This is a genomic window from Marinobacter flavimaris (assembly GCF_002933295.1).
In the GTDB taxonomy this organism is placed as follows: Bacteria; Pseudomonadota; Gammaproteobacteria; order Pseudomonadales; family Oleiphilaceae; genus Marinobacter; species Marinobacter flavimaris.
Genome location: NZ_PSSW01000004.1, coordinates 346,885 through 373,012, shown reverse-complemented (window position 1 = coordinate 373,012; position 26,128 = coordinate 346,885). Strand labels below are relative to the sequence as shown.

General features: G+C 58.1%; 20 protein-coding genes. 11 read left to right on the top strand and 9 right to left on the bottom strand.

Features of this window, described 5'->3' with window-relative positions:
• Positions 1–13 precede the first annotated feature (13 nt).
• On the top strand, positions 14–247 hold the full coding sequence (locus MDHKLMBL_RS10220) for a hypothetical protein (protein ID WP_014578277.1): 234 nt from the start codon (positions 14–16) through the stop codon (positions 245–247).
• 54 nt (positions 248–301) lie between these two features.
• Here the strand turns inward: MDHKLMBL_RS10220 and MDHKLMBL_RS10215 are convergent, their stop codons facing one another.
• On the bottom strand, positions 302–1,666 hold the full coding sequence (locus tag MDHKLMBL_RS10215) for a KamA family radical SAM protein (protein WP_053113029.1): 1,365 nt from the start codon (positions 1,664–1,666) through the stop codon (positions 302–304).
• A 661-nt stretch (positions 1,667–2,327) separates the two neighbouring features.
• On the opposite strand from MDHKLMBL_RS10215, the gene aceE reads away from it, so the two are divergent.
• Positions 2,328–4,991 carry a pyruvate dehydrogenase (acetyl-transferring), homodimeric type gene (gene aceE, locus MDHKLMBL_RS10210; protein ID WP_053113028.1) on the top strand — a complete coding sequence of 888 codons (2,664 nt, stop codon included), beginning with the start codon at positions 2,328–2,330 and terminating at the stop codon, positions 4,989–4,991.
• 10 nt (positions 4,992–5,001) lie between these two features.
• Positions 5,002–6,666 (top strand): dihydrolipoyllysine-residue acetyltransferase, encoded by a 1,665-nt coding sequence (gene aceF, locus MDHKLMBL_RS10205; protein ID WP_104270743.1) that lies wholly within the window; start codon positions 5,002–5,004, stop codon positions 6,664–6,666.
• A gap of 244 nt (positions 6,667–6,910) precedes the next feature.
• Here aceF and MDHKLMBL_RS10200 read toward each other — a convergent pair whose 3' ends face one another.
• Positions 6,911–7,720 carry a DcaP family trimeric outer membrane transporter gene (locus MDHKLMBL_RS10200; protein WP_104270742.1) on the bottom strand — a complete coding sequence of 270 codons (810 nt, stop codon included), beginning with the start codon at positions 7,718–7,720 and terminating at the stop codon, positions 6,911–6,913.
• A 280-nt stretch (positions 7,721–8,000) separates the two neighbouring features.
• Between MDHKLMBL_RS10200 and MDHKLMBL_RS10195 the strand changes: the two genes are divergently transcribed.
• The 6 genes from MDHKLMBL_RS10195 (at position 8,001) to astB (ending at position 15,784) form a co-directional block, all read left to right on the top strand.
• Positions 8,001–9,461: an exonuclease domain-containing protein gene (locus MDHKLMBL_RS10195; RefSeq protein WP_104270741.1), complete on the top strand. Its 1,461-nt coding sequence runs from the start codon at positions 8,001–8,003 to the stop codon at positions 9,459–9,461.
• Positions 9,462–9,560: 99 nt separating this feature from the next.
• On the top strand, positions 9,561–10,775 hold the full coding sequence (locus tag MDHKLMBL_RS10190; protein ID WP_014578271.1) for an aspartate aminotransferase family protein: 1,215 nt from the start codon (positions 9,561–9,563) through the stop codon (positions 10,773–10,775).
• 9 nt (positions 10,776–10,784) lie between these two features.
• Positions 10,785–11,804: an arginine N-succinyltransferase gene (locus MDHKLMBL_RS10185; protein ID WP_092033293.1), complete on the top strand. Its 1,020-nt coding sequence runs from the start codon at positions 10,785–10,787 to the stop codon at positions 11,802–11,804.
• Positions 11,805–11,865: 61 nt separating this feature from the next.
• Entirely contained in the window at positions 11,866–12,966 is a 1,101-nt protein-coding gene (gene astA / locus MDHKLMBL_RS10180; RefSeq protein ID WP_014578269.1) for an arginine N-succinyltransferase, read from the top strand.
• Positions 12,954–14,429: a succinylglutamate-semialdehyde dehydrogenase gene (gene astD, locus MDHKLMBL_RS10175; protein ID WP_053113022.1), complete on the top strand. Its 1,476-nt coding sequence runs from the start codon at positions 12,954–12,956 to the stop codon at positions 14,427–14,429. Before astA ends, astD begins: the two co-directional genes overlap by 13 nt.
• 14 nt (positions 14,430–14,443) lie before the next feature.
• Positions 14,444–15,784, top strand: coding sequence for an N-succinylarginine dihydrolase (astB, locus tag MDHKLMBL_RS10170; protein ID WP_104270740.1), 1,341 nt, complete (start codon positions 14,444–14,446; stop codon positions 15,782–15,784).
• Between the two features lie 22 nt (positions 15,785–15,806).
• Here astB and MDHKLMBL_RS10165 read toward each other — a convergent pair whose 3' ends face one another.
• Positions 15,807–16,442 carry a TetR/AcrR family transcriptional regulator gene (locus MDHKLMBL_RS10165; protein WP_014578267.1) on the bottom strand — a complete coding sequence of 212 codons (636 nt, stop codon included), beginning with the start codon at positions 16,440–16,442 and terminating at the stop codon, positions 15,807–15,809.
• A 166-nt stretch (positions 16,443–16,608) separates the two neighbouring features.
• Between MDHKLMBL_RS10165 and MDHKLMBL_RS10160 the strand changes: the two genes are divergently transcribed.
• Both MDHKLMBL_RS10160 and MDHKLMBL_RS10155 read left to right on the top strand, forming a co-directional pair.
• Positions 16,609–17,688, top strand: a complete 1,080-nt coding sequence (locus MDHKLMBL_RS10160) for an efflux RND transporter periplasmic adaptor subunit (protein ID WP_092033301.1) — start codon at positions 16,609–16,611, stop codon at positions 17,686–17,688.
• Positions 17,688–20,714, top strand: coding sequence for an efflux RND transporter permease subunit (locus MDHKLMBL_RS10155; RefSeq protein WP_008169259.1), 3,027 nt, complete (start codon positions 17,688–17,690; stop codon positions 20,712–20,714). The genes MDHKLMBL_RS10160 and MDHKLMBL_RS10155 overlap by 1 nt, the downstream gene beginning before the upstream one ends.
• A gap of 16 nt (positions 20,715–20,730) precedes the next feature.
• Here MDHKLMBL_RS10155 and astE read toward each other — a convergent pair whose 3' ends face one another.
• The 6 genes from astE to MDHKLMBL_RS10125 all read right to left on the bottom strand — a co-directional run bounded on the left by astE (position 20,731) and on the right by MDHKLMBL_RS10125 (position 25,962).
• A complete protein-coding gene (astE, locus tag MDHKLMBL_RS10150) occupies positions 20,731–21,786 on the bottom strand; it encodes a succinylglutamate desuccinylase (RefSeq protein ID WP_104270739.1) in 1,056 nt (351 codons plus the stop codon).
• 158 nt (positions 21,787–21,944) lie between these two features.
• Positions 21,945–22,667 carry an ABC transporter permease gene (locus tag MDHKLMBL_RS10145; protein ID WP_008169264.1) on the bottom strand — a complete coding sequence of 241 codons (723 nt, stop codon included), beginning with the start codon at positions 22,665–22,667 and terminating at the stop codon, positions 21,945–21,947.
• 3 nt (positions 22,668–22,670) lie between these two features.
• Positions 22,671–23,375, bottom strand: a complete 705-nt coding sequence (locus MDHKLMBL_RS10140) for an ABC transporter permease (protein WP_053113019.1) — start codon at positions 23,373–23,375, stop codon at positions 22,671–22,673.
• 51 nt (positions 23,376–23,426) lie between these two features.
• Positions 23,427–24,179: a transporter substrate-binding domain-containing protein gene (locus tag MDHKLMBL_RS10135; protein WP_053113018.1), complete on the bottom strand. Its 753-nt coding sequence runs from the start codon at positions 24,177–24,179 to the stop codon at positions 23,427–23,429.
• A gap of 99 nt (positions 24,180–24,278) precedes the next feature.
• Positions 24,279–25,049, bottom strand: a complete 771-nt coding sequence (locus MDHKLMBL_RS10130; RefSeq protein ID WP_104270738.1) for an ABC transporter ATP-binding protein — start codon at positions 25,047–25,049, stop codon at positions 24,279–24,281.
• A gap of 154 nt (positions 25,050–25,203) precedes the next feature.
• Positions 25,204–25,962: an FCD domain-containing protein gene (locus MDHKLMBL_RS10125; RefSeq protein WP_008169272.1), complete on the bottom strand. Its 759-nt coding sequence runs from the start codon at positions 25,960–25,962 to the stop codon at positions 25,204–25,206.
• Positions 25,963–26,128 lie beyond the last annotated feature (166 nt).

Genomic DNA, 26,128 nt, shown 5'->3' with positions numbered 1-26,128 from the left:
GGGAGAGGTCATTATGCGTAGTCGAAAAGATGATCGTCGAATTCAGCGATTTCTGGCTTTGAGCGCCCTTATTCTTCTCACTCCATGGATCCTCATTGCCGGCTTGCTGGCGATGGAGAACGTCCAGGATGGGGTTCTGGGTAATGGTGGTCTGCAGGTAGCGTTGATTGGCATTATCGGGGCTGTGTTCGGAGCCCTGGTCTTTTGGGTTATTCCCAACTGGAAAGCGCGTCGTTCCAATCGCTGAAAAGCAAAGCGGCCCCGTCACTGGGGCCGCTTTTTATCACGCCAGGGCCGGCCTTTAGCCGTTGCCCCTCTTCATGGCTTCATACTCATCTTCAAAGAAGAACTTCTCTTCGCCAAAGGCCGGTTCCAGCTCGTGTAGCCAGGTGGCCGTCTCGCTGTACTTGGCGAAGAACGGGCGCTGAACCCAGTCCGGATTACGACCCTGCAGGAAGCGCAGGACGAACACCTTCTCGCCGTTGATTTCAGTTATACCCTGAATCTCCACCTTGCCGGGGCCGGCGCTCATGGAGGGGCCGCGGGCGGTCCGGGCCAGGCCGCTGACCTTTTTCATGGCTTCCCGATAGATGTGGAAGGCTTCGGCGAGAGGTACTTCAAAGTAGTTTTTGGCACCGGTGTCCCGCTCTACAAACATGTAGTAGGGGATGATGCCCAGCTGCACTTCCTTCTTCCACAGTTTTGCCCAGGCGTCGGCATCGTCGTTGACGTGCTTGATCAGCGGGCCCTGGGCTCGGATCTCGGCGCCGGTGGCGCGGATACGTCGGATGGCCTCTTCGGCGATCTCGGTGGTGATTTCCTGCCAGTGGTTGTAGTGGGCCATGATGGCCACGTGCTTGCCGGCGTCCACGAGACGAGCGAACAGATCGATCAGCTCATCCGCATCCTTGTCGGTCACAAAGCGGTAGGGCCAGAAGGTGAGGGCCTTGGTGCCGATGCGGATGGTCTGGATGTGGTCGAACTCGGGCTGCAGCAGTGGCTCGAGATACTGCACCAGGTTCTTGGTTTTCATGACCATTGGATCACCACCGGTCACCAACAGGTCGGTTACCTCGGTGTGCTCCTGCAGGTAGCCGTGGAGCTTCTCGGCTTCGGTGCTGGCCATTTTCAGGTCCTTGTCACCGACAAACTGTGCCCAGCGGAAACAGAAGGTGCAGTAAGAGTGGCAGGTCTGACCCTGGGCCGGGAAAAACAGCACTGTTTCGCGGTACTTGTGCTGAACGCCGTCCAGCACCTCACCGTCGAGCTCCGGCATGTTCATTTCCATCTGGCCTGCCGGGTGCGGGTTCAGTTCATCCCGGATTTCCTTGGCAACCGCCTGGATCTCTTTTTTGTCGGCACCTTCCCGGTGCATTGTTGCCATGCGCTCGTAATGCTCTTCTTTCAACATGCCTTTCTGGGGGAAGACAAGCTGATAGATCGGGTCGTTGGGAACCTTGTCCCAGTTGATCAGTTCATTGATCACATATTCGTTGACCCGGAACGGTAGCACGCTGGCTACCACCTTCATTTCAAACAGCGTCTCCTCAGGGAGATTCTGAATAACTTCAATCTTGTCGAGCTGGCGGTCTGTGTAGACCTTGAAACGCCGTTCCTCGAACTCGGTAGTGGGAATCCGGTTCGGAAAGGTGACGATGGAGTTCATAGATCGCCCTCTGTTGGTGCCAATGACGGAAAAAGTGGTCCGACCACTTTTCGGTGGTTAAAAATCAGGTAGGCGAGTATACATAAACGGGGGATTATTTTCAGGTCTAATTAAAAAGTTCCGGTAAATTAGATGGGTAGAAGAGTTGAAGGCTCAGAATATTCAACAAAAATCGCTAACGGCGGCGAATGTGTAGCGAATTGCGGCGAGGATATCGTTTAGCGTGGTAATCAATTTTCCGGTTGATAAGAATGCTACGACATTGGTCGCAGTCTGGTTGTCTGATGGTCCAAAAACGGTCATTCTTCCGTAAGTAACCGCAAAGAGCGCCCCTGAAATGGATTTGGATAGGGTGTAAATTGAATTTAGCGTTAACAATGTAGTAAAAAGACGACAAAATGGGTTGGCTGATCCGCGCGCTTCATCGGCATACCGATCATTCGTGGGGCCAAAAGCCCGTAAATCGGGTGCGATCGGGCAGGAAAAGTGTGAAAGCTGTTCTATGCTTTGTACAGGTTCTGTGTACTGGGAGCCGGTACACCTGTCAGGCTGACATACCCACAACAAAACACTGCATTTCATCGCAGCTTATCGACACCGCAACGCGCCCGGCTGCTGATCGTGGCGGCGCTGCACTTTTTGATGCCAAGGGGAGGGTTTGATGTACCAGGACGATGATCCCATTGAAACCAGTGAATGGCTGGACGCGCTGGAATCTCTGATCGAGAACGAAGGCGTAGACCGGGCCAAATACATTCTTGAGAGGCTCTCTGAACGGGCGAGCCGTGACGGAACCGAACTGCCATATTCCATTACCACGCCATTCCGGAACAGTATTCCTGTGTCCCAGCAGGCGCCGATGCCCGGCGACCTCTTCATGGAGCGCCGTATTCGCTCCCTGATCCGCTGGAATGCCATGGCCATGGTTATGCGCGCCAACCAGCGTCCCGGAGATCTTGGCGGCCATGTCTCCTCGTTCTCGTCGGCTGCGACCCTCTACGATGTTGGCTTTAACTACTTCTTCCATGGTGGCGACGAAAAGCGCGAATCCGATCTGGTTTATTTCCAGGGGCACTCATCTCCGGGCATCTATGCACGTTCCTATCTTGAAGGCCGGTTCGATGAAAAAGATCTCGACAAGTACCGCGAAGAGGTAGATGGCACCGGCCTTTCGTCTTACCCGCACCCCTGGTTGATGCCGGATTACTGGCAGTTCCCCACGGTTTCCATGGGTCTGGGCCCGATTCAGGCCATTTATCAGGCCCACGTAATGAAGTACCTGGACAGCCGGGAGCTCATCGAGATGGGCGATCGCAAGGTCTGGTGCTTTGTCGGTGACGGCGAGTGTGACGAGCCGGAAACCCTGGGGTCTATCTCCATGGCCGGCCGGGAAAACCTTAGCAACCTGATCTTTGTGGTTAACTGCAACCTTCAGCGTCTGGACGGCCCAGTCCGTGGTAATGGCAAGATTATCCAGGAACTTGAGGGTGTCTTCCGCGGTGCCGGCTGGAACGTGTTGAAGGTCGTTTGGGGTCGCCACTGGGATCCCCTGTTCGAGAGGGACAAAGAAGGGAAGATGCAGCGCGTCATGGACGAGGTCTGTGACGGCGACCTTCAGAACTTCAAGAGTAATGGCCCGGCCTATACCCGTAAGAATTTCTTCGGCAAGTACCCCGAAACAGCCAAGCTCGTTGAGGACCTGTCGGATGAGGAGATCAACAAGCTCAACCGGGGTGGCCATGATCCTTACAAGATCTATGCAGCCTTCCATCATGCCATCAATAAGAACGGTGGGCGTCCGACCGTCATACTGGCTCATACCATCAAAGGCTATGGCTTTGGTGAGGCCGGCGAGGCGCAGAATACCGCTCACTCTCTGAAGAAGCTCGATATCGAGCAGCTTAAATCGTTCCGCGACCGCTTTGCAGTGCCGCTGAAGGATGAGGAGCTCAAGGACGTTCCCTACTACCGGCCAGCGCCGGATAGCCCGGAAATCGTCTACATGAAGAAGCGCCGGCAGGAATTGGGTGGTTTCTATCCCAAGCGCCGCAAGGATTGCCAGCCGCTGCAGATTCCTGATCTGGACATCTTCAAAGCGGTACTGGAGGGCTCCGGCGACCGGAAGATCTCCACCACCATGGCCTTCGTCCGTATCCTGACAGCTCTGACCAAGGACAAGCGCATCGGCAAGCGTGTGGTACCCATCGTGCCCGACGAAGCCCGTACCTTCGGTATGGAAGGCATGTTCCGTCAGCTCGGCATCTACACCGCCGAGGGCCAGAAGTATGTGCCGGAAGACCGTGACCAGATCATGTACTACCGGGAAGACAAGAAAGGCCAGATTCTTGAGGAAGGCATCAACGAAGACGGCTCCATGGCAGCGTGGATGGCGGCAGCGACCTCCTACAGCACCAACAACTTCCCGTTGATTCCGTTCTACATCTTCTATTCCATGTTCGGTTTCCAGCGGGTTGGCGATCTGGCGTGGGCATCCGGTGACATCCAGGCCCGTGGTTTCCTGATCGGCGGTACCGCCGGCCGGACCACCCTGAACGGCGAAGGCCTGCAGCACCAGGACGGCCACAGTCACGTGCTGGCCAACACCATTCCGAACTGTAAAGCCTACGATCCGGCTTATGGTTATGAAATGGCGGTCGTGCTCCGCAAGGGTATGAAGGAGATGTTCGAGGACAACCAGAACGTCTTCTACTACCTGACCATCGAAAACGAGAACTACGAACAGCCTGCCATGCCCAAGGATTGCGAAGACGGCATTATCAAGGGCATGTACAAGTTCGAGTCTGTTGAAACCAAGGGCAACAAGAAGACGCCTCGGGTTCAGTTGCTTGGTGCGGGCGCTATCCTCAACGAGGTGCGCGCTGCCGCCCAGATGCTGAAAGACGACTGGGGTGTTGCCTCCGATGTGTGGAGTGTTACCAGCTTCAACGAGCTCGCCCGTGAGGGCCTGCACGTAGAGCGCTGGAACCGCCTGCACCCAGATGACAAGCCGAAAAAGGCGTATGTTACCCAGTGTCTGGAGAAGCAGACCGGGCCAGTGGTTTCTTCCACCGATTACATCAAGCTGCACTCCGAGCAGCTCCGGGCGTTCATCCCGAAAACCTTCCTGACCCTGGGCACCGACGGCTTTGGCCGCAGCGACACCCGGGAAAAGCTGCGCAGCTTCTTTGAAGTCGACCGTTACTACGTAACAGTCACGGCGCTGTCAGCTCTGGCCAAGGACGGTGAGGTGAAGAACGATGTGGTTCTCGAAGCCATGCGCAAGTACGGAATCGATCGCAACAAAACGAACCCGGTGCTGAGCTAAGGAGACCGCCATGAGTGAACAGGAAATCAAGGTTCCGGATCTCGGCGGTGCGGATGAGGTCGAGGTTATCGAAATCACCGTCAGCGCAGGGGATTCGGTTGAAGCAGAAGATCCGATTCTGACCGTAGAGTCAGACAAGGCCTCCGTGGAGCTGCCGTCGCCCGGAGCCGGCAAGATTACCAAGATCACCGTTAAGGTGGGCGACAAGGTCAAGGAAGGCGACGTCGTAGGGATGATGGAAGCCAGTGCCGATGGTGGTGGCTCTGACGATTCCAAGAAAGAGCCGGAAGGAAAAGCTGAGGAAAAGAGCGAAGCCAAGGAGCAGGAGAAATCCGAAGAGAGCAAGCCGGCGCCGAAGAAGGCTTCCGGTGGCTCACGCAAGGAGACCGTGAAGGTTCCTGCGCTGGATGGCTTCGACAATGTTCCGGTAATCGAAATCAATGTCGCCGAAGGCGATACCATCGAGGCTGACGATCCGCTGGTTACCGTGGAATCGGACAAGGCCACCATGGAGATTCCCTCGCCGTACTCGGGCAAAGTGGGCAAGATCCTGGTGTCCGAGGGTGACAAGCTCTCCGAGGGCCATGAGCTGCTGGAGATGACCGTTCAGGAAGAGGGCGGCGAATCGGAAGACGACTCCGAGCCGGCGTCTGAAGAACCGGCGAAGGAAGCGAAGTCGGAGCCCGAGTCCGAAGAGAAGCCAAAGCAGCAAGTAGAGTCTGCCCCTGAACCTCAGGGTGCAACCTATGAGCCGCCCACGCCTGGCGCGAAGGTCCATGCTGGCCCTGCTGTTCGCAAGCTGGCCCGTGAGCTGGGTGCCGATCTGGCCCGCATCAAGGGCTCTGGCCCGAAGAGCCGGATTATCAAGGACGATGTCCACGCCTATGTGAAGAGCCAGCTGAAGCAGGCTCAGCAGGGTAGCGGTGTTGCCACCGGCTCCGGTATCCCCGGGGTCAAGCTGCCAGACTTCAGCCAGTTTGGTGAAGTGAAGCGTGAGGCCATGTCGCGGATGATGTTCGCTACGGCCAACAACATGCAGCGCAGCTGGCTGAACGTGCCTCACGTCACCCAGTTCGAGGATGCGGACATCACCGACATGGAGGATTTCCGCAAGGCCCAGAAGGCAGCCGGCGAGAAGAAGGGCGTGAAAATGACGCCGTTGCCGTTCCTGCTGAAGGCCTGTGCCACGGCGCTGGCAGAACTGCCCCAGTTCAACGTGTCCCTGGACATGGAGCGCAAGGAGGTGGTTCGCAAGAAGTACATTCACATCGGGATTGCGGTGGATACGCCCAACGGGCTGATGGTGCCGGTTATCAAGGATGTGGACAAGAAGGGCTTGTGGGAGCTTGCTGCCGAGAGCGCCGAGCTTGCCCAGAAAGCCCGGGACAAGCAGTTGAAGCCGGCAGAGATGCAGGGTGCCTGTTTTACCATCACCAGTCTGGGTGGTATTGGCGGCACGGCATTTACGCCGATCGTGAATACGCCGGAGGTGGCGATACTTGGGGTTTCCAAGGCGGCGATGAAGCCGGTTTGGGATGGCAAGGAGTTCCAGCCCCGGTTAATGCTGCCGTTGTCGCTGTCTTACGATCACCGTGCAGTAAACGGGGCGGATGCCGCCCGGTTTACCACGGTGCTCAGTCAGCTTCTTGGGGATATTCGTTCCCTTCTGCTGTGATAGGAAGCTAGTTGTCACCCACCCTGAGGGTTGGGTGGCGCGACAAAGGCCGGTGCGGCTTTTCAGAACACGCTACAAGCACATCCCTGTGCGCTTGTTTCGGGCCATCCCTGGCCCTCTACAGTTCTGAAAAGCCGCACCGGCCTTTGTCGTTCTGGCTCTTTCCTGATCGCTTTTTCGCACAAACAAAAACCCCGGCCGGAGCCGGGGTTTCTGCTGAGTTAACTAACTTCTAACGGAAGGATTAGAAGCTGTATTGTGCTACGTACATGAGACGATTTGCGTCGCCGTCGGCTCCGCCTTGGCTTTCAGTTTCCAGATTCTCGAACTGTACGCCCATGCTAACCTTATCAACCGGGCTCCACATATAGTTGATATACATGGACGTGTTCTGCTCAGTCGTGGTTGCTGCGTCTGCTCCGGCAAAGTTGCTACCCGCGCGATATACATACGCATTGGCGCCATCTGCATAGTTGATCGCACCCTGGATTGAGATCATATCGGTAATGGCAATTTTACCAGCCAGGAAACCGGCAAAACCGATGGCTGAATCATCGGCCGAACCTGTGTCGTAAGCTGTTTGCTTGGCCATGACGGCTGCTGCGTAAGAAAATCCACCCTGTGAATCTTCAAACTTTGCAGTCAGTGCAGGAGAGCTGGCGACGGTGCCTCTATCTTGGCCCGGTGTTGGCTCTAGCTGTTGCGTTCCGTCGGGTTGAAGTGTAAGAACCGGAGCTACGCCTACTACTCCGCCGTAGTCGATAGCATTCTCCAGTGAAACGGAGAACGGGCCGCTCATGTAGGTGATTTGCTCGGTACGGTCTTGTGCACCAGCAGTACCCGGAACGCCATCGAAGTCCACGTTAGCAGTGTTGCCGACCCAGGAGTTACAGTTGGACCAGTACCGACCAATTCTGACATTGTTGTATTCGCCATAAGCGTGGCGCAGGCGCGGATCAAGGCTGGCGCTATTGCTGAAGTCGAATTCGACAACAACTTTGACCCCTTCCGGATTAACCACAGAAAGACCGACACGGCTGGTATTTGCGTCCATGCCAAAATGGCCGTCGGCTGTGTCAGCGTCGCCTTTTGTGATTTTGGCAAAGTTACCGGCGCGACCGCCGTTAGAAATTTCTTCGTCGATTTGTCAATCTCAGTTTGTTGCTTTGCATCGTTGTTGTCTCTACACATTTTTGTTGTTGGACCCAAAAACAAGGTGGTTACGAATTCGTGACAATTTAAATAAATTCATGCAGAAATTAGACGAATGTCTATAACAGCTTTTCGTTCATATACAGACATCTGCAGTTGCCAATGAGGCGTAAAGTTGTTCCATGACGTCCGAAAGTACAGTTATTGAGTCAGCCACGTTCGCGTTTCTTGATATTGAAACCACCGGCGGTAATTCAGCCCGGGACCGGATTACCGAGATTGGTATCCGGTTCTGGCAGGCCGGCGAGGTGGTGGGTGAGTGGCAGACGCTGCTGAATCCGGAAACGCGGATATCCCCGTTTATCGAGAACTTTACCGGCATTTCCAATGAAATGGTCGCCGATGCCCCGTTGTTTGAAGAGGTGGCGGATGAGCTGGAGGAGCAACTCAAGGGCAAGGTGTTTGTCGCTCACAATGCCCGCTTTGATTACGGTTTTATCAAATCCGAATTCCGCAGACTGGGGCGCCTGTTCTCAGCGAAGGTGTTGTGTACGGTAAAGCTTTCCCGGCGGCTGTATCCGGAATTCCGGCGGCATAACATGGACGCGCTGATTGCCCGCCATGGCCTTGCCCGGGTTCAGCGCCACCGGGCCATGGGCGATGTGTCCGCCATGCTTGCGTTCTTTGAGCATGCACGTTCGGAAAAAGGCGACGGGAAGTTAGATAAGGCTCTCCGAGAGCTGCTGCAACGGCCGAGTATTCCTTCCCACCTTCCGTCGGATACGCTTCAGGACCTGCCCCGGGGCCCTGGGGTATATCGGTTTTACGGCGAAAACGATGTACTTCTATATGTGGGCAAAAGCACCAATATTGCCCAGCGGGTGGCCTCGCACTTTTCCGGCGATCATAACTCTGCCCGTGGTGTAAGAATGTCCGAGAGTCTGCGCCGTGTTGAGTGGACGGAAACTGCCGGCGAGCTTGGCGCGCTCCTGCTGGAACTCAAGCAGATCAAGACCCTGAAGCCTCTGTTCAACCGTCGCTCCCGGGCGGCCAAGAATCTGGTGAGCATTGAGCTGTCGAAAAACGAGGCGGGGTATCTCCAGGCGCGCCTGGTTCGTGAAATCGAGCCCCACCGGTTGGGGGACTATTTCGGGTTGTTTCGCAGCAAGCGGGATGCCGAGCGGGCATTGAGCGGCATCGCGGCCAAGAATGAATTGTGCAACCGGCTACTCGGCCTGGAGCCGGAGCACGAGGGTCCTTGTTTCCAGCGCGCACTGGGGCGCTGCAAGGGCGCCTGTGAGGAACTCGAGAATGTCGAGCGCTATAACCTCAGGGTGCAGATTGCCTTCCACGGCCTGCGACTGAAAACCTGGCCCTGGAAAGGGCCGGTCGGGATCGTTGAGCGGGATGAGCGGTCCGGGCGCACGGACATCCTGGTGGTTTATAACTGGATGCATGTAGCCACCCTCCATGAAGAGGAGGAACTGGCGGATCTCTCACTCAGTGGCCAGGCAGTCACCTTTGACCTGGATTCCTACAAACTTCTGATCGGCGCCCTCATGGACAGAAAAAAGGGCGGGCACGAACGGCAGCAGGTGATCGAATTGCCTGCCATCGGGGAACCGGATGTTCTTATGCCGTGAGTGGCGTATTATGGTGCAAGAGTCCGCACACCTACTTACTTGTTTGGTGCGGCCACTCAACTATTTTTAATTGCTTAGCCGCTTTCCCGAGAGAGATTTATGAATAAAGAACCCGTCAGCCGCGAACTGTTCGATGAAGTCATGGTGCCCAACTACGCTCCCGGTTCCATCATTCCGGTGCGAGGAGAGGGCTCCCGGATCTGGGATCAGGAAGGCCGCGAGTTCATCGATCTCCAGGGCGGCATCGCAGTGACCTGCCTGGGCCATTCCCATCCGGGGCTGGTGGGCGCGTTGCACGATCAGGCTGAGAAAATCTGGCACCTGTCCAACGTGATGACTAACGAACCCGCCCTGCGTCTGGCGAAAACTCTGTGTGACCTCACCTTTGCCGAGCGCGTGTTCTTCGCCAACTCCGGAGCCGAGGCCAACGAAGCGGCGTTCAAGCTGGCCCGTCGGTACGCCTGGGAGCATCACGGTAAAGAGAAGAACGAGATCATTTCGTTCAAGAATTCGTTTCACGGGCGCACCCTGTTTACCGTGAGCGTAGGCGGCCAACCCAAGTACCTGGAAGGTTTCGAGCCGGCACCCGGCGGCATTCACCATGCCGAGTTCAACGATCTGGAATCCGTGAAGAAACTGATCTCGAAGGAGAAAACCTGTGCCATCGTGGTTGAGCCCATTCAGGGTGAGGGTGGTGTTATGCCCGGCGACCAGGCATTCCTTCAGGGGCTGCGAGATTTGTGCGACGAAAATGACGCATTGCTGGTGTTTGATGAGGTTCAGTCCGGCGTTGGCCGAAGTGGCCACTTCTACGCCTATCAGATGTATGGCGTGGTGCCGGATATTCTCTCCAGTGCCAAGGGGCTTGGCGGCGGTTTTCCGGTCGCAGCCATGCTGACCACGGCCAAGGTTGCAGCCAGCCTGGGCGTCGGTACTCACGGTAGTACCTACGGCGGTAACGCACTGGCCTGCGCCGTGGCGCAGCGGGTAGTGGATACCGTCAGCCAGCCGGAGATTCTCAAGGGTGTGAAAGCCCGTTCCGACAAGCTCCGCAAGGGCATGATGGATATTGGCGAACGCTACGGCGTGTTCACCGAAGTGCGCGGTGCCGGCCTGCTGCTCGGTTGCGTGCTCACCGAGAAATGGCAGGGCAAGGCCAAGGACTTCCTGAACGCCGGGCTGGAAGAGGGCGTGATGGTTCTGGTGGCCGGCGCAAACGTGATTCGTTTGGCGCCATCCCTGATTATCCCGGAACCGGACATTGAATTAGCCCTCGAGCGTTTCGAAGCGGCAGTGAAAAAACTGACGGCCTAAGGAGATCTTATGTGGCTGGTACGTCCGGCTGAGCCGGATGATCTGGACCAGATTCTCGCCATTGCGGGCACCCAGTGTGCCCGTCTTTCTTCCACCCTGCCCAAACAGGGCGACGCCCTGGCCTACAAGATCGAGCAGTCCCTGGCGTCGTTTGCCGGCCGGATCAGCGCAGAGGATGACCCTCCCAGGTTCCTGTTCGTGCTTGAGGACACTGAGACCGGAGACATCGCCGGCACGGCCGGTATCGATGCCCATGCCGGCAATGGCCAGCCTTTTTACAGTTACCGGCGGGATGCCCTGATCCATGCCTCCCATGAACTGGGAGTGTCCCGCCGTGTGGAGGTGTTGTACCCCTCCCACTCGCTGACCGATGTATCGCTGCTGTGCTCTTTCTCGATCCGCCCGGGGCTGCAGGGCACGGATGCGTTCGAGTTGCTGTCGCGGGCCCGGATTCTGTTTATTGCTGATCACCGTGAATGGTTTGCCCAGCGTATGGCCGTGGAAATCCAGGGCGTTCAGCTGGACGACGGGAGCGTGCCCTTCTGGGACAGCCTTGGCCGGCATTTCTTTAATATGGATTTTGAAACGGCGGACCAGTACTCCGGGCAGCTCAGTAAAACCTTCATCGCAGAGCTCATGCCGCCCAATCCCATTTACGTGACGCTGCTGAGTGAATCGGCCCAGAAGGCGATGGGTCAGCCGCACCAGATTACTGTACCCAACTTTGAGTTGCTCCAGCGGGAAGGGTTCCAGCCGGGAAACTATCTGGACATTTTTGATGCCGGTCCGGTTCTTGAAGCTCGTACCGACAGCCTGAAAACCCTCGTGACCAGTCACCCGAAGGAACTTCATGGGACCAACGAGGACACCGGCGAAACCTGTCTCATTGCCGCCGGCGAGGGTGAACAGTTTCGCTGCACCCTGACACCGGTCGCCGAAACACTGGACGACAAACTCAAGGTGCCGGTCTCGACCTGGCATACGCTGAACCGGACCGCGGGTGACCGGGTAAGGATCGCGCCGCTATGACCTATTCGGGCACCGAGGACGCAGTTACGTATCAATCCGCCGGGATCACGGAGGCGACACCATGCTGGTAATTCGCCCGTTGCAGGAAAACGATCTGGACGACCTGTATGCCATGGCCCAAAGCGCCGGGAAGGGGCTGACCACCCTGCCGGCGGATCGCGAGCTGCTGCAGAAGAAGATCAATCACGCCCGTGAAACCTTCAACCAGCGCATTGCACCGGAAGCAGGGCTCTATCTCTTCGCTCTGGAGGATACCGAACGCAAGAAAACGGTCGGTATCAGCGGTATCCAGGCTCGCGTTGGTCTGGATGAAGTTTTCTACAATTACCGTCTGAGCGTCACCGTCAATGCCTCGAAAGAGCTGGGTGTGCACGTGCGGACTCCAACGCTGCATCTGTCAAACGACATGACCGATACCAGCGAAATCTGCTCCCTGCTGCTCTCCGATGAGTACAAAGGCGGAGGCAGCGGCCTGCTGCTTTCCCGCTGCCGGTTCATGTACCTGGATGAATTCCGCAAACACTTCTCGGAAAAAATCTTCGCGGAAATGCGGGGCGTGTCGGATGCCAACGGCCGGAGCCCTCTGTGGGACGCGCTGGGAACCAAATTCTTCGACATGGAGTTCAGCGAAGCGGACATGCTCTCGGGGCTGGGCAACAAGTCGTTTATTGCCGAGTTGATGCCCAAGTATCCGATATACCTGTCCATGTTGCCGGATTCCGCACGTGCCGTGATCGGCCGGGTCCATGACAACACCGCTCCGGCACTCCGGATGCTTCAGTCCGAGGGGTTCAACTTCAACGGACTGGTAGACATATTTGATGGCGGGCCCGTGGTTGAAGCCTTCGTTCACAATGTCCGGACGGTTCGCGAAGGCATGAACCGGCACGCCATGGTCACTCGCAAACCGGTCAACCTGGACGTTCCATCTGAGGAGCGGGTCATGGTTTCGAACCGCTCATTCCGGGATTTCCGGGTGACTACCGTGCCGATAGATTGTATCGGACCGGATACCGTCAGCCTGCCACCTGAAGTTGCCGAAGCCTTGCAGATTGAATCTGGCGATCCGGTTCGCCTGGCCCCCTTGAAAGACTCGGGGCTGCTGACCAAACATAGTTATAGAAGCTCAGTACCGGGAGGTGCATCGAAATGGCAAAGCTGACGGGTGAACTGTTTATCGACGGGCTCTGGCTACCGGGCCACGGGCCGGTATTCGAATCTGTCCAGCCGGTGACCGGTGAAACACTCTGGGATGGCGAAAGCGCCAATCTGGAGGATGTGGATGCGGCCGTTCGTGAAGCCCGCAATGCCTTTGTGAAGTGGCAGCGCAAGAGCTTTGCCGAACGCCAGGCCGTTGTTGAAGCCTTTGGTGAACTGCTTGAGGCTCACAAGGAAGAGCTGGCACACCAGATTGGCCTGGAGACCGGCAAGCCGCTGTGGGAATCCCGCACGGAAGTGGCGGCGATGATCGGCAAGATCGGCATTTCCGTGAAAGCCTACAACGACCGTACCGGGACATCTGAATCCGATGTTGCCGGTGGTCACGCCGTGCTCAGGCACCGGCCCCACGGGGTCGTTGCGGTTTTCGGCCCCTACAACTTTCCAGGGCATTTGCCGAATGGCCACATAGTGCCGGCTTTGCTCGCCGGTAACACGGTGGTGTTCAAACCGAGTGAGCTGACCCCGGGGGTCGCCGAGCTGACGGTAAAACTCTGGGAGAAGGCCGGCATTCCCGATGGAGTGATCAACCTCGTCCAGGGCGCTTCTGCCACGGGCAAATCCCTGGCCGGCCACCCGTTGATTGACGGCCTGTTCTTTACCGGCAGTTCTACCGTGGGTCATCTGTTGCACAAACAGTTCGGTGGCCAGCCTGAGAAAATCCTGGCCCTGGAGATGGGCGGCAACAACCCGCTGATCGTTCAGGATGTGGCTGATGTGGATGGTGCAGTGCACCATGCCCTGCAGTCGGCCTTCCTGTCGGCCGGTCAGCGCTGTACCTGTGCACGTCGCCTGCTGGTACCCAAGGGCAAGAAAGGTGACGCGTTCATCGACCGGCTGGTGGAAGTCTCCGCCCGAATCAAGGTCGGCGAGTTCGATGCCGATCCGCAGCCGTTTATGGGCTCCGTGATTTCCGCGGAGGCCGCCGAAAAACTCCTGGCGGCCCAGGCCAGCCTGCTTGAGAAGGGCGGCAAATCCCTGCTGGAGATGAAGTCCCTGAAGTCCGGAACCGGCCTGCTGTCGCCTGGTATCGTGGATGCCACAGGTCTGGACGTGACCGATGAAGAGTTCTTTGGCCCCTTGCTGAAGGTGTATCGCTACAAGAGCTTTGATGATGCACTGGCACTGGCGAACGATACTCACTACGGGCTGTCAGCGGGCATCCTGACGGACGACCGGAAACTCTATGAACGGCTGGTGGAAGAAGTGCGCGCCGGTATCGTGAACTGGAACCGGCCGCTGACCGGCGCCAGCAGCGCGGCGCCCTTTGGTGGTGTTGGCGCCAGTGGCAATCATCGCCCGAGCGCCTACTACGCTGCCGACTACTGTGCCTGGCCCATGGCTTCTCTGGAGGCCGGCAAGAGTGAGATGCCAGAGTCTCTGGCACCCGGCCTCAATTTCGATTAACGGAACCCAGTGCCATGGTGAAACACGCGGTTGAAGCAAACTTCGATGGTCTGGTCGGTCCCACCCACAATTACGCGGGACTGTCCTGGGGCAATGTAGCCTCCAAATCCAATGTCAGTTCCGTCTCGAATCCGAAAGAGGCGGCACTGCAGGGCCTGGCCAAAATGAAGCGCCTTGCGGACCGGGGCTATGTGCAGGGCGTTCTGCCTCCCCATGAGCGGCCGCATATTCCGACACTTCGGGCCCTGGGGTTCGAAGGTCCGGACGCTCGCGTTCTCGAGCAGGCGGCCAAATCCAGTCCATCGATCCTGGCGGCAGTCTCTTCTGCGTCGCCGATGTGGACGGCCAATGCGGCCACGGTATCGCCGAGTGCCGATACCTCTGACCATCGCGTGCATTTCACTCCGGCCAACCTGAGCGCCAAGTTCCACCGTTCCATTGAGCATGCGGTGACCGGACGGGCTCTGAAATCCATTTTTGCCGACGAGAGCTATTTTGCGCACCATCCGGCGCTGCCATCAGTGAGCCACTTTGGCGATGAGGGCGCGGCCAACCACACCCGGTTGTGTGCCGGTTACGGTGAGCCCGGCGTGGAACTGTTTGTGTATGGCCAGATGGCGTTCAACGAGCAGGCTCCGGCTCCGAAGAAATACCCGGCACGGCAAACGCTTGAGGCATCCCAGGCGGTGGCACGGCTGCATGGTCTCAGGGACCAGAATGCGGTGTTTGCCCAACAGAATCCGGACGCCATTGATGGCGGCGTTTTCCACAACGACGTGATAGCGGTGGGCAACGGTAATACGCTTTTCTACCATGAAATGGCGTTTCTTAACGAAGCGCAGGTGCTGGCGGACATCAGGGAGCGGCTCACCGGTGCCGAGCTGGAAGCGGTCCGGGTCAGCAGTGCCGATGTGCCGCTGGAAGATGCGGTGGCCTCCTACCTGTTCAACAGTCAGTTGCTGAACACACCCGACGGCATGCTGCTGGCGGTGCCCGGCGAGTGCCGTGAAGTGGCTTCGGTCAGCCGTTATCTGGATGGCCTGGTGAAGTCCGGCGGGCCGATCACCGCGGTGGAAGTGTTCGACGTCAAGCAGTCTATGCGCAATGGCGGTGGCCCGGCCTGTCTGCGGTTGAGGGTGGTGCTCAACGACGATGAGCTGAAAGCCATCAACCGGGGTGTGTTGCTCACCGATGAACTGTATGAGCGCCTGACCACCTGGGTGGAAGCCCATTACCGCGATGAACTCAGCCAGAACGAGCTTAGCGATCCGATGTTGCTGGAAGAGGTTCGCAAAGCCCTGGACGAACTCACCGGGATCATGGGCCTAGGCTCCATCTACGATTTCCAGCTCTAGCAGCCTGCCGGACTGCGAGTTGTCAGGCAGAAATCGACGACGTCAGCATATCCATGGTGTGCCGGATCAGCTGCTCGGCCGGAAACGCCGGGTTACCCTCGCCCATTTCCGACTGGCATAGCAGGATCACTCCGTGCAGGGCCCCGCGCAGGTACAGTGCAGTCTGAACGGGGTCGTTGATCCGGTCGCGGTTCATGGTGCCGTCTCGTAGCCCCAGTTCGATGGCCCCCACCATCAGCTCCATCAGGTCTGATTTGGAGCACAACATTTCCTCTGCCTGACTTTCGTCTGCCTCCGCCATGGCGGTGGACGCCTTGGTCAAAGCCGAGAAGTAATCCGGTTCCTCCAGATAGAAGCGATAATAGGATTCTCCCATCGCCCGGATCTGGCCCAGCCCGTTATCCGCGGTCTGTCTTGCCTCTTCAAATCGACGGAACAGGCTATGGCCCGCCCTGAGCATAATGCCCCTCTGTATCGCAGCCTTGTCCTTGAAGTACACGTACAGCAAGGCCCGGCTGAGGCTGGCGGTACGGGCGATGTCGTCCATGGACGTGCGTTCGTAGCCCTTTTCCGAGAACACCAGTTCGGCGGCGTCCAGGATGGTGTCGTAACGGGCCTGTTTCTCACGCTCGCGACGGGTTTTCAGCGGTTCGCTCATTCAATCATCCGGTAAGTTGGCAACAGCACGCATAGGATACCTGAAATCGAATCAAACCCGATTATTGACAAAATGTCAAAGAATGACATGATGTCTAAATCAATCATCGGGTTTCTCCAGGGACAGGACCCCGCCAACTACACAAGCAAGGATGAAAGGAAGAGTCATGACACCACTTCGAATCCCCGTTGCCATCGTTTCTCTTGCGGTTTTTTCACTGTTTCTGTCGGGCTGTAAAGCCAGTGACGTAGCCCCGGAGTCCGGGCAGCAGAAGGTTTCAGTGCGTGTGTCTGAAGTTTCCGGCGGCGAGAGCCAGGATATGCCGCTGCGGTTTTCCGGAATTGTTCGTGCTACCCAGCGAGCGACACTGACCTTCCAGGTCAGTGGCACCCTCAAGGAGCAGGCGGTGGAGCTCGGTCAGAAGGTGCAGGCCGGTGATCTGCTCGCCCGGGTCTACAATCCTGGCCTGGAGCCGGCCCGGGATTCTGCCAGGGCCCGCCTGGAAGAGTTGAGAACCCAGTATCAGCAGGCTCAGCGGGAGTGGGAGCGCTCCAGCCGATTGCACGAGCGCGGTGTGGTGTCCGAACAGACGCTGGAGCAGCTCGCAGCTCGGCGGGACTCCCTGGAGGCGAGCGTCGCAACGGCGCGGGCGTCCCTGGCGGAGGCAACCCAGCTGCTCGAGGAAAGTACACTTCGGGCGCCCTTTTCCGGACGGGTTGAAGCCCTGCTGGTGGAGCGGGACGAATTCGTGGCGGCCGGACAGCCGGTGATGCGGCTTTCCTCGCCCGAGGGCCGTGAGGTAGAGGTGCGGGTACCGGCGTATCTGCTGGATCATGTCGAGCTGGAGCAAACCTTGCCTGTCTGGTCCGTCCAGGACCGCAGCCGCCCGCCACAATCCGGTTCGGTGGTCGAGATTGCCCAGGCCAGCGCCATTCGCGGCGAGCTGCATCCGGTTCTGGTGAGCCTGCCGGTAAACACCCTGGAGCCCGGCCAGCCGGTAGAAGTGGGCATCACGCCTGTTCGGGAATCTGCCATCACAGTGCCCCTGCTGTCGGTGATCCGCAACGCCGAGGGCGTCAGTGTGTTCCGGGTCCGGGATAATGTGGCCTCCCGTGTTGCGGTGGAAGTCGACCGGGTCGTGGGCGAGCGGGTGGTGGTTACCTCTGGCGATTTGTCCCCGGGTGACCTGGTGGTTTATGCCGGCATGACACGGCTGGCGGACGGTGATGCCGTGGAGGTGCGCTGATGACCCGCCGGCTTCTGAACTGCCAGCGTCTGCTGGGCATGGTGGTGACCATGCTCTGCCTGTTGGGTATCGCGGCTTACAGCACCATGCCACGCCAGGAAGACCCGTCGTTTCCCTACCGGGCCGGCCTGATCAGCATCAACTATCCGGGTGCCAGCGCCGAGGCCGTTGAACGGCTCGTACTCAGGCCCCTGGTGGATGAACTTCGGCAGGTGGAGGAGGTGGATTATACCCAGTCCACCGCCCGTACCGGCGTTGCCATCGTGCGCCTGCGCCTGAATGACGACATCTACGACACCGACCCCGCCTGGGACCGAGTGCGCCAGGCCATGGAGCGCGCGAAGCAGGACTTCCCGGACGATGTGGGCCGGATGGTACTTGATGACCGTCTAATCGATATTCCTGCCATCGTCATGGCCGTAGGTGGCTCGCCCTCGGTAACGGAACTATCCGACGTTGCTGAACGGTTGAAGCAGAACCTCTCGGATTTGCCGGGGGTTTCCCGGATTGAGCTGGAAGGCGATGCAGACGAGCAGATTACCCTGGCACTGGACGATGCCGCGCTCTTCCGGCTTGGTATCTCACCGGCGCGGGTGCTGGACACGCTGGCGCGGCGAAACCAGACCATTCCCGGCGGCTTCGTGGTGGTCAATGGCCGCCGCCTGTCGGTCCTTCCCAACAGCGAGTTTGCCGATATTGACGCCATCCGCGCCACGCCCATTGAACTTCCGGATGGCTCACAGGTGCCCCTGGCCGCGGCAGCGGATGTCTGGCGTGGACCAGTAGAACCCAGACAGCCGGAAACCTGGTACGACGGCGAACGGGTGGTGCTGGTCTCCATCATTATGGAAGAGGGCACCACCGATGCGATCCGCTTTGGTCAGCGGGTGCGCGAACGCATGGAGCAGATTCGCGGAGACTTTGAACCCTACGAGATCCGGGAGATGTTCTTCCAGCCGGACAAGGTGCAGGAACGGCTCGATAACCTGGCCTGGAGCCTGGTGCTTTCAGTGCTGATCATCGTGGCGGTGGTCTTTACCGGCATGGGCATTCGTATGGGGCTGCTGGTCGCGTCCATTCTGCCCATGGTTGCCCTGATCAGTGTCGGGCTCTATGACCTCGGTGGGGGCGTGCTGCATCAGATCGCCGTCATTGGCATGGTGATCTCATTGGGCATCCTGATCGACAACGCCATCGTGATCGTCGAAAACATCCAGGGGCACCTGGATGAGGGCATGCGGCGGCTGGATGCCCTGCGCCAGGCCGTCAGCGAGCTGGCCGGCCCGCTGGGTGCCTCAACGGGAACGACACTGGCGGCCTTCGCACCCCTGCTTCTGGCCAAGGGCGGTGCTGCGGATTTCACCCGTGGCGTGCCGGTTATGATCATGCTGACACTGTCCGTCAGCTATCTGTTGGCTATCTCCGCCGTTCCCTTGCTGGCGGCCAGATTCCTGAAGCCCCGCCGCAAGGCGGGCCAGGACCGATTGATCGGAGTAGCCCGTTTTCTGGGTGGCCTGGTATCCCGTTACCCCGGACGGCTGATTACCGCCGGCGCCATACTTGTGGGCATCAGCCTTGCGATGACCCCCTTCATGGCCCAGCAGTTCTTTCCGAATGCCGATCGCCCGAGGGTGATTGTCGAAGTCTACATGCCCGAAGGCACCGACCAGGCCCGCACGGCTGAGGCCACGGAAAGTCTGGAGCGAATTATCCGTTCACAGCCGGACGCCCTGAAGGTCCACCGGTTCGTAGGCTTCACCGGACCTTCATTTTATTACAACCTGCAGCGCGCCCCCCAGGCACCGAACCGGGCACGGCTGGTGGTTACCACACCCACACTGGAAGACACTACCGGCATGATCCGCTGGATTCGCGCGCACGTGAAAGACCAGATGCCGGAACTGGATGTGACCGTGGGTATCCTCGGGCAGGGGCCGCCCAGGGCTGCGCCGGTGGAAATCCGTGTCTACCATGCCAATGATGGTGCCCGGATCGAAGCGGTGGAGCGGATCTTCAGCATTCTGAGAGGCGTTGAGGGCACGGTTGATGTCCGCCATGACCTGGATATTGGCGTTCCGAGTATTGCCATCAACGTCGACGATGCCACGGCGGCCCGCTACGGCCTGACCCGGGCCGATGTGGCCCAGAGCCTCTATGGCCAGAGCTTTGGTGTGGTGGCTGAGCGCTATCGCCAGGAAGAGGATCCCATCCCCTTGGTGCTGCGTTCCCGCGAGGGCACGGCCCTGTCGCTTTCACGGTTGCTGTCAGTGAATATCTACAACGACCGGGGGGACGCCGTACCGCTCTCAGCAGTAGCGACAGTGGATACCACCTGGGAACCGGCGGCTCGATACCTGCGTGATGGCGTAAGAATGAACACCGTCACGGCTAATCTCGAAACCGGTTACAGCTTCAGCCAGGCTCTGGACGGCCTTTACGCAGGGCTTGAGAGAAACCCGTTACCGCCGGGTACCCGCATGGCCATGGGCGGCGATGCTGAGGGCTCCGGTGAAGCCAATACCGCATTGCTCACCGCAGCCCCCATCGGGATGCTTTTGCTGCTGTTCTTCCTGCTGCTGCAGTTCAACTCCTTCCGCCGGGTCGGCATTATCCTTCTGACGGTGCCGCTGGCTACCGTCGGTATTTTCCCCGGATTGGTGCTGTCCGGCTCACCCTTCGGTTTCCAGTCTCTGCTTGGCGTGATCGCCCTCGTGGGAATCGTGGTGAACAACGCCATCGTTCTGCTGGACGTGATGGATCGGGAACTGGAGAAAGGAAGAGACATCCGCGACGCCATGCGCAACGCGGTAGAGCAGCGCACCCGCCCGATCCTGCTGACCACAGCAACCACCGTGGCCGGCCTGCTGCCATTGGCGTTCTCAAGCTCCACGCTCTGGCCACCCATGGCCTGGGCCATCATCTCCGGCCTGCTGGCCTCAACGGTGCTCACGCTGCTGGTCATCCCGGCTGTCTGCACCCAGTTGATCAAAGCCAGCGTGCCGGAACCCGAAAACGCCCCGGCCTGATCAGCCGGAACGAGGGTCAGATGAAACTTTCATCTGACCCCGTTTCTGGCCGGATCATCAGCCCGACTCGATGGCCCACCGGAACCTCCGGATTGGGGAACACAATCGCCTCTGGTGAATGCCCCACCCGGTAACTGGTCTCGTCGTCCTCCCAGATGACTGTGCCGGGCTGATACTCGGTGAAATTGGCGACATCGTCCGGAATGTGGAACCGGAAGTTCTTCCCGGTGTTCAGAATCTCATGCACCACCTCGAACACCGTCAGGTGATCAAACGGCGGCTGCGGCGCAGGTGAGGGTAGCCCCCGGAACCGCCGTCGCAAGGCATCCTGGATGCCGGAAAAGCGCCCCAGATCATTCTGACCAAACGGCCGAACCTTACCCAACTCCATGGTAAAACTCTCGGCCTTCAACAGCGACGAGGAAAACGACGAAAACGTGGTGCCCGCCTTGTGCTGCAGCAGAAGCGTCTCCACCTCCGCCTCCAGCAGAAAATCACGCTGGTCGACCGGAACCGTCCGGCCCTCAACAAACGGATACAGTGCAAACCGCTCCCGGTGTGACGGCCGAATGGCCGTGTGCAGGTCGTAGTGATAGAGCGCCTGGGGATTGGCCATGGCAAACTGCCGGCAAGCCTCCTCAAGCTCCTGCGCCCGCGCAGCCTCGGCCAGCCCCTCATACTCGTTCCGACTATGCGCGCCATCGAACAGCCGATTGAGGTTCACTTCCAGAAAGCGCTTCCCTGCGACCATCGCCGGCGGATTACCCAGAATCAGCAAGACCGGGCAAGCCAGCTCCCATTCGCCATCAATCAGTTCGGAAACCAGTCTGTTAAGAACCTCAATGGGCGCTGTTTCGTTCCCGTGAACACCTGCAGAAACGATGATGGCCTCGGCATTCGGATTGCTGCGTGCCGCCGGGGGGACAATGTCCAGAACGCCTACGGCTTTGCGGCTGATACGCGTGCCGTCAGGGAGGAAGGCTTTGGTTTCTGGGAGTGATGCATCCGCGTTGTCGAGGGTGTGTGAGAGCCAATCATGGGAACTGCCAAATAGATCCGAACTAACGGTCATGGGGACTCCACGGAAAAGTCAGAGGGCGGTTGGCGGGTGCCTTCCCGGGAGTGTCTGAGGCCATGGATGGCCTCAGTCAAGCGCACATGGATGTGCTCGTAGCGTCTCCCGGGAAGACACCCGCCAACCGGCCCGGCACCAAACTGGAAGCCTGGGGCTCAGCCGTTCACCGGCCGCTGATGCTTCAGAAGATGAGTTTCGAGTTTGCGAAAGGCAAAAACCAGTATAAACGTGAGCGCCATATAGCAAAGTGCCACAAAGATAAACGCATCAAACGGCGCATAAAACCGGGAGTAAATATTACGGGCTGCCCCCGTCAGATCCACAATGGTTACCACACTCGCAATCGCACTGGCGTGCAGCATGAAGATCACCTCGTTGGAGTAGGCCTGCACCGCCCGCCGCGCTGCACTTGGCAGCACAATCCGCCGCATCCGCATAAACCAGTTCATGCCATAGGCTTTGGCTGCTTCAATTTCACCGTTGGGTGTAGATATGATCGCACCGCGGATAATCTCCGTGGTATAGGCCGCCGTGTTCAGTGTGAAAGCCAGCAGTGCCGGGTAGAAAGGCTCCCGGAAAATCTCCCACCAGAAGGTCTCCTGGATGCCCTCAATCTGGGCCAGCCCGTAATAGATGATGTAAAGCTGGATCAGCAATGGTGTGCCGCGGAACAGATAGGTGTAAAGCCACACCGGGCCGGAGACGAAGGGGTTGCGAACCGTCCGGAGGATGGCCAGCGGAACCGCCACCAGCAAACCGATAACCAGGGACAGAAACACCAGATGCACGGTGGTCACCATGCCATCCCAGTATTCCATGATGGTCATGGCGGTAAAGATTTCGTTCTGGTTCAGCCACTCGGCAATGAAATCAGGCATCCGTTAACCCCCCTGAACCACGCCGACATTGGCCCGTTTATCGAGCCACTTGATGAACAGCTCAGACCCCGCCGTAAGGGCCAGATAGACAAATGCCACCGGAATGAAAAAGTGGAACGGCATGCGCTCCGCCTTGGCGGCTTCCTCCGCCACACGAACCATGTCGGTCAGGCCAATGATCGAAACCAGGGCGGTGGTCTTCAGCAGAACCTGCCAGTTGTTGCCCAGACCGGGCAGGGCATGGCGCAGCATCTGCGGCAGCATGATTCTGCGGAAGGTATGAAAACGGGTAAAACCATAGGCCCGGGCAGCCTCAATCTGGCCGGTTTCAACAGCCAGGAACGCGCCCCGGAAAGTTTCGGTCATATAGGCGCCGAAAATCAGCCCGATCGTTACAACGCCGGAGATAAACGGGTCGAACTGAAAGAAAAAGTCGATCTCGTAAGTTTCCCAGATGTAATCCGAGAGCATATTCACTGCAACCTGGCCGCCATAGTAGAACAACAGCATCATGACCAGATCGGGCACGCCACGAATCAGAGTGGTGTAGGTGGTCGCGATACCTTTGGCAACCCGGCTTTGCGACAGTTTGGCAGACGCGCCAATCAGTCCCAGGGCAACCGAGAGAGCAAGAGACAGGAAGGCCAGTTCAATGGTGACTATTGCCCCATCCATCAGGGCCGGGCCATAGCCTTTCAGATCAAGCATGGGAAAGTCCGGTAAGCAGGGGCGGCCCCAACGGGCCACCCCTCGGCAGATTTACATCTTGATGTCGTAAGCGAAGTACTTCTGCATGATGGTGTCGTAGGTACCATCTTCCTTCAGGGTGCGAAGGGCAGCGTTCACTTCTTCGGCAAGCTCGGTATCGCGCTGGCGCATGGCAACACCCACGCCCTGACCCAGCTTGACCGGCTCACCGACTTCCTTGAAGCCTTCCTTGGTGAGGACGGTCTGCTCGCCAACCGGATAGTCTACGAACACAACGTCCAGACGCTGGCCTTCGAGGTCCAGAACCATGTCATCGGCGGTGGTGTAACGCTTGATGTTGACAATGCCACCCATGTTTTCGGTGACGTAGGTGTCCATGGTGGTGCCGCGCTGAACGCCGACGGTCTTGCCTTCCATCGCATCCATGTCGGTGACGTCGCTGTTGAAGCTCTCAGGGCCGAACCAGCCACCCGGGGTGTTGTAATACGGCTCGGAGAACAGAACCCGCTCTGCGCGCTCCGGCGTGATGGACATGGACGACATGATCAGATCGAATTTACGTGCCAGCAGGCCCGGGATCATGCCGTCCCATGCCTGGATCACGAATTCGCAGTTGGCGTTCATTTCTTCGCACATGGCTTCGGCCAGTTCCACTTCGAAACCGGTCAGTTCGCCATTTTCGTCTTTGTACTCAAACGGCTCGTAGGGCACGTCGAAGGCGATACGCAGATCCCGTTCCTGGGCCTGTGCGCCACCAGCAATCAGGGCGAGGGCGCAGCTTGCTGCAAAAATCATTTTTTTCATGTGTCACTTCTCCAGTGGTTTGCCTTTTGGGCTTTATTTTTGATGGAAGTTTTTGGTTCCAGCATTTTATTTTTCACCGGTTCAAGATAGCACCGAGTGTCAGAAGTTGGGAGTCAGGAACTGCTTCATGCGTTCCGAATCCGGGTGATCAAACACTTTTTCGGGGGTACCCTGTTCCTCGATCACGCCCTGATGCAAAAACAGGACCTGACTCGACACATCCCTTGCGAACGCCATTTCGTGGGTAACCACGATCATGGTGCGGCCTTCCTCGGCCAGGCTTTGCATAACCTTCAGTACTTCCCCCACCAGCTCAGGGTCCAGCGCCGACGTGGGTTCGTCAAACAGCATGACTTCCGGTTCCATGGCCAGGGCCCGGGCAATAGCCGCCCGCTGCTGCTGGCCACCGGACATCTGGGCCGGGTAGTAGTCCTTGCGCTCGTAGATGCCCACCTTGTTCAGATAGGCTTCCGCGCGCTCGATGGCTTCCTTCTTGGGAACCTTGAGCACGTGGATCGGCGCTTCAACGATGTTCTCCAGCACCGTCATGTGAGACCAGAGATTGAAGCTTTGGAACACCATGGAAAGTTTGGCGCGGATCAGCTCAACCTGCTTGTTATCCGCGGGAATGCGTTCGCCCCTGCGGTTGGTCGTGAACTTTATTGGGTCGCCGTGCACGATAATGTCGCCGGAAGTGGGGGTTTCCAGCAGGTTTATACAACGCAGGAGGGTGCTCTTGCCGGAGCCGGAGCTGCCGATCAGGGAAACCACGTCGCCTTTGCGGGTCTCCAGTGAAATACCCTTGAGTACTTCAAGCTTATCAAAGGTCTTGTGAATGTCCCTGCAGATCAAAGGCGCTTGGTCCGCCATGGGTGACTCCTGAGGCTGTAATTCAAAGGCGCATGTTTTACGGACTGTGGATACGGAAATCAATCCCTTAAAGAGAGCGTTTTACCGAATTTCACCGCCGTTCGCTGCATGACATTGTGGTCGAATGATTGTTCAATGCAAGCTTTTTGCCATGCTAGGCTTCTGCCCGCAAATGATCATTCGCTTTGTCCTGTTCAATGGGCAGCCTGATCAGTTTGCCTCCGTCTTTCTCCATGTCTCTCATGGCCTCACTGACAAACCGTACGTGGGCCATCGCCACCTTCTGGGCGTTGGCCGGCTTGCCAGCGATGACGGCCTCATACAGCTGCCGGTGCTGGCGGACGATTTTCTTCCGCATTTCTTCTCTCGGGTTCAGGTTGGCAACCGAGGCCTGAACGGTCAACAACATCATGTTTTTCAGGCTGTTGAGCACATGCACCAGTACCGGATTATGGGATGCCTCGACAATCGCAAGATGGAAACCATGGTCGAGACGGGCGTTACGAAGCGGGTCGGTATCCTCAAGCGCCCGGAACGCCTTCGTGATGCGATGCCGGTCGAGGCGGGTTGCCCGCAGGGCAGCGAGATAGGCGGCCTGGCCTTCCAGTTGTTCGCGTACTTCCAGAAGGTCGAAAAGTGTGCGGGGATGTCCCTCGAAAAGATGCATCAGCGGACTCTGTTCTCCCAGCTCGCTCGCGCCGGGCACCATGCTGGCCACAAACGACCCCTTGCCGTGGCGGGTCTCAATAACGCCGCGGCCCTGAAGCTCATGCAGGGCTTCCCGGATCACTGCGCGGGAAACACCCAGCCGGGTCGCCAGTTGGCGCTCGGACGGTATCTTCTGCTCCGGAGCCAGCCCGCCGTCGAGAATAAGGCGTTCCAGCCGATATGAGATTTCCTGGGAGATTGCCATTTGGGGGCCTGTTTATGCTCTCTGGTCTGACCAGTGAATGCTTCTGATTGTAGGTGTTTCCGTTCTCAGCTAATGTGCGTCCGAGCCCGTTAAATATGGCCGATTCAGAGTATTTCGTCCATTTTTAATACTTCAAAAACTGGTCAGACCAGTGCTCACCGAACTG